This window comes from Candidatus Borrarchaeum sp., from assembly GCF_019058535.1.
Taxonomy (GTDB): domain Archaea; phylum Asgardarchaeota; class Sifarchaeia; order Borrarchaeales; family Borrarchaeaceae; genus Borrarchaeum; species Borrarchaeum weybense.
In genome coordinates this window covers 1-3,586 of record NZ_JAHPYX010000082.1, presented here as the reverse complement: position 1 = coordinate 3,586, position 3,586 = coordinate 1, and the positions used below count along the sequence as shown (strand labels likewise).

Sequence of the window (3,586 nt, the reverse complement as noted above, 5' to 3'; positions counted from 1 at the left end):
TTCAGGAAGCCAGCCTACTTGTAGGGTGGTAGTTCACCGATATGTAGAGAACACATTTCTTAAAAAAGTAAAGAAGTATGCCATATTGAAACACTGCACAGGTTGGAAACAGATGAATAACGAAAAGAACACGTCAAAAGATATCGGAGACAGGTTTCAACAAAAAACGAAATACCAAAGAAACAAATTACCAAGACACTTTATGGACTGGGATAACAAACCTACGCTCTATAAAGCTTATGAGGATCCTATTGAGGAGCTCTCACTACCTGAACCTGAATTTAGGAATGAAGCTAAACTCATGGAGGTTTTAGCTAGTAGAAGGTCGAGAAGAAACTATGATCCGCAAGAATCAATTGATCTTAAAACACTCTCAACCCTTCTATGGGCGACACAAGGAGCAACTTCAAAGCATGACACCCCGTTTGGACCTCTTTTTTTAAGAACAGCACCATCAGCAGGCGCATTATATCCTATTGAGACTTATTTGAATGTTCGACTCGTAACTGGCCTTGAACCTGGCATTTATCATTTTAGACCGCATTACTTTGATCTTGAGTTATTAAAGAAAGGTGATCATTCAGAAGAGTGTGCAGCAGCTGCACTCAACCAGAAGATGGTTAAATCCGCACAAGTTACGTTTGTATGGACAGCTGTTGTTGAGAGGTCAAAATGGAAATACCTCCAAAGAGCGTATAGATACATATATCTTGATGCAGGTCATATTGGACAAAATCTTTATCTAGCAGCGGAAGCGCTTCAGTTAGGTTGCTGTACAATTGGTGCTATTTTTGACGAAGAAGCGAATAAATTACTAGATGTGGATGGTGTCAACGAAACCGTTGTCTATATGGCAACTGTTGGTGTACTTCGAAAGTCAATACAAGACTTTCCTTCTATGCCGCCATAAACATCATTATATTTTGAAATCTCAAAAAGTTAGTCTCAATGTTCTAGATCACAAAAGGAAAAAGATTTACGAAAGAAACCACCAATAGATAGGATGGGGGTTTTGAATTATGCCAAAATATGTAATTAAACCAAATGTATATTGCATCTCTATCAATGACAGGACAACTGACCTATTCGAAGGACTTTGGCCAGTAACGGAAGAAGGCGTCTCATACAACTCGTATATGATCGTTGACGAGAAAAAGGTGTTGATCGATTTATCTAAAGCATTTAAAGGGGACGAATTCTTTGACGCGGTAGAAGAAATTATTCCAATTTCAGAACTTGACTATGTAATTATGAACCATTTGGAACCTGACCATGGCGGACTCGTAACCACTATGCGAAGAATCAACCCTAATTTAACCATCTTGTGTACCGACAAGGCAAAAGAAATGCTTGCAACATTTTATAATATAACTGACAACGTGCAAGCTGTAAGTGACGGAGAAACCCTTGATCTTGGCACTAAAACTTTACAGTTCTTCCATGCACCCTTTGTACACTGGCCAGAAACAATGGTAACCTATGATACTGCTGATAATATTCTCTTCGCGTGCGACGCATTTGGCGGGTACGGAGCTATTCGTGGTGCCATCTTTGACGATGAAATCAAAGAAGAAGAGTGGGAGTTCTACATAAGAGAATCACTTCGCTACTATGTGAACATCGTTGCGAAATTTAGCGGGCAAGTAAATAAAGCAATAAAAAAATTAGTTGACGCAGGCCTCAAAATTGATGTAATCGCTCCTTCTCATGGAATTATCTGGCGTAAAAACCCAGGGCAGATTATCGAGTTATATCAGAAATGGGCAGGATATATGCTTGGGGAAACTGAGCCAGGTATAACTGTACTTTATGCAAGCATGTATGGCAATACAGAAGCAATGATGAATGCCGTAGTTCAGGGAATTTCTGAAGTTGGTGTACCAGTTGAAGTCTTTGACGTCGCAAGAATTAACGTGAGTTATATTCTTCCGGCGCTATGGTCCAATAAAGGCATTATGATCGGTGCTCCTACCTACGAAGCAGGTCTCTTTCCTCTAATGGTTTATGTCTTAGATATGGCGAAACGTAAACGCATCCTTAATAAAAAAGTTGCCCGATTTGGCAGTAAGGGATGGAGTGGTGGTGCACAGAAAGAAGTTGAGGAACTGGTAGAGCGCAATAGATGGGAACTCACTGATTATTTTGAGTTCACCGGTCATGCTACAAAAGAGGAATTAACAAAAGGTGAAGAATTCGGTAAGAAGTTTGCGCAACTCATAAAGAGTTCATAACGAACCGATAAAGGTACTGCCTTCATTCTTTTTTTTCATATTTAATCGCAGATGCATTCATTTTTTTTGCTTTCGGACATACTTAATTGCATTCATGCCCGCTACAGCACCTTCCCCGGCTGCAGTGACTATTTGCATCCCACCACAAGTGACATCCCCAGCAGCGAACACGCCGGATAAATTGGTTTGTTGCATTCTATCAACTTGTATGCAATTACGCCCTCCTATTTTCACTCCTGCCTTTTTGAATAACGGCGTCATTGGGATCGCTTTAAAAACAAACACGGCATCAATTTTTAGTTCCTTTTCTCCCTCATCATTTTCAATTACAATACTTTCTACTTTCTCTTGTCCCTTAATTTCTTTTACAACAGCAGTTTCAATTATTGGAATATTCAATTCTTTGATTTCTTCAACTAGTTCTGGTGAAACCTTGAGCCCATCGGGGTCATCGAGGATCCAGGTAACTTTGCAGCCCATCTGATGAAGAGTTAAAAGGTCTTCTGCGGCCTCATTGCTATTTCCGATTGCCACTACCTCACGTCCTCTGTAAAGAGGTCCATCACATGTGGCACAATAACTCACACCCATTCCTACAAAGGATGCTTCTCCAGGGATCAGTTTTTTCCTTGCTGTGCCTTTACCAGTAGCAATAACCACGGCAACAGCGGATATCGCATTTTTTTTGGTGGTGATAAGTTTAGGATCACCCAAGACGAAATCGGTTACTTCCGTTTCTATAATTCTTGCTCCAAATTTTTGAGTATGTTCTATGAACTTTTCGAGAAGATCTGCGCCTTTTATAGAAGGGATTCCTGGATAATTTTCGATTAAATGCCCCTTACCTAAATAAGATTCTGACTTTTTCCCAACGATAATCGTATCTAATCCCGCGCGTGCAGTATAAATTGCTGCTGCTAGACCAGCAGGTCCAGTACCGATGCAGAGGACGTCAGTGGATATACTTTCTAATGTAGGACCAATATCTACACTAATTCCAAAATCCAGCTCCATCAAAAAACCTCCACTGAAGGAATGTTTCTAGAAAAATATATTCTTTTTAGTATTTTAAAAATTGAAAACCTAAAAATGAATTCACTATAAAAAAGGGATAAGTGTGGTTTTTCGGGTTAATCTATGTGCCTAGCACTGCAGAAGATAATGCTAGGTTGCAATGCATTATTTCCTTTTGTTGAGTCGTTGCTTGTTCGCCGAAAACATTGTATCCGATGAACGGTGTGTCACCAAGAGCCATTTTTGCCTGTTCGACTACTTCACCGACTCTATCCCCAATTGCCAGTCTACATCCAGCACAGTGGACGAGAAAACCGAAACTTGGTTGTGATATCTTGCCC

At 40.2% G+C, this 3,586-nt stretch carries 4 protein-coding genes; 2 read left to right on the top strand and 2 right to left on the bottom strand.

What is annotated here, in order from left to right:
* Both QVB70_RS04520 and QVB70_RS04515 read left to right on the top strand, forming a co-directional pair.
* The coding region (locus QVB70_RS04520) for a SagB/ThcOx family dehydrogenase (RefSeq protein WP_287583816.1) at nucleotides 1-910 on the top strand (910 nt) is incomplete at its 5' end.
* A gap of 109 nt (nucleotides 911-1,019) precedes the next feature.
* Complete coding sequence (locus QVB70_RS04515) at nucleotides 1,020-2,231, top strand: FprA family A-type flavoprotein (protein WP_287583814.1); 1,212 nt, start codon at nucleotides 1,020-1,022, stop codon at nucleotides 2,229-2,231.
* A 57-nt stretch (nucleotides 2,232-2,288) separates the two neighbouring features.
* Here QVB70_RS04515 and QVB70_RS04510 read toward each other — a convergent pair whose 3' ends face one another.
* Together QVB70_RS04510 and QVB70_RS04505 are read right to left on the bottom strand one after the other, a co-directional pair.
* Nucleotides 2,289-3,245 carry an NAD(P)/FAD-dependent oxidoreductase gene (locus tag QVB70_RS04510; protein WP_287583812.1) on the bottom strand — a complete coding sequence of 319 codons (957 nt, stop codon included), beginning with the start codon at nucleotides 3,243-3,245 and terminating at the stop codon, nucleotides 2,289-2,291.
* A 121-nt stretch (nucleotides 3,246-3,366) separates the two neighbouring features.
* On the bottom strand, nucleotides 3,367-3,586 hold a 220-nt coding region (locus QVB70_RS04505; RefSeq protein WP_287583809.1), incomplete at its 5' end, for an FIST C-terminal domain-containing protein.

Coding starts and splice junctions, on each gene's coding strand:
- QVB70_RS04515 (WP_287583814.1), top strand. CDS start 1,020: ATGCCAAAATATGTAATTAAACCAAATGTATATTGCATCTCTATCAAT.
- QVB70_RS04510 (WP_287583812.1), bottom strand. CDS start 3,245: ATGGAGCTGGATTTTGGAATTAGTGTAGATATTGGTCCTACATTAGAA.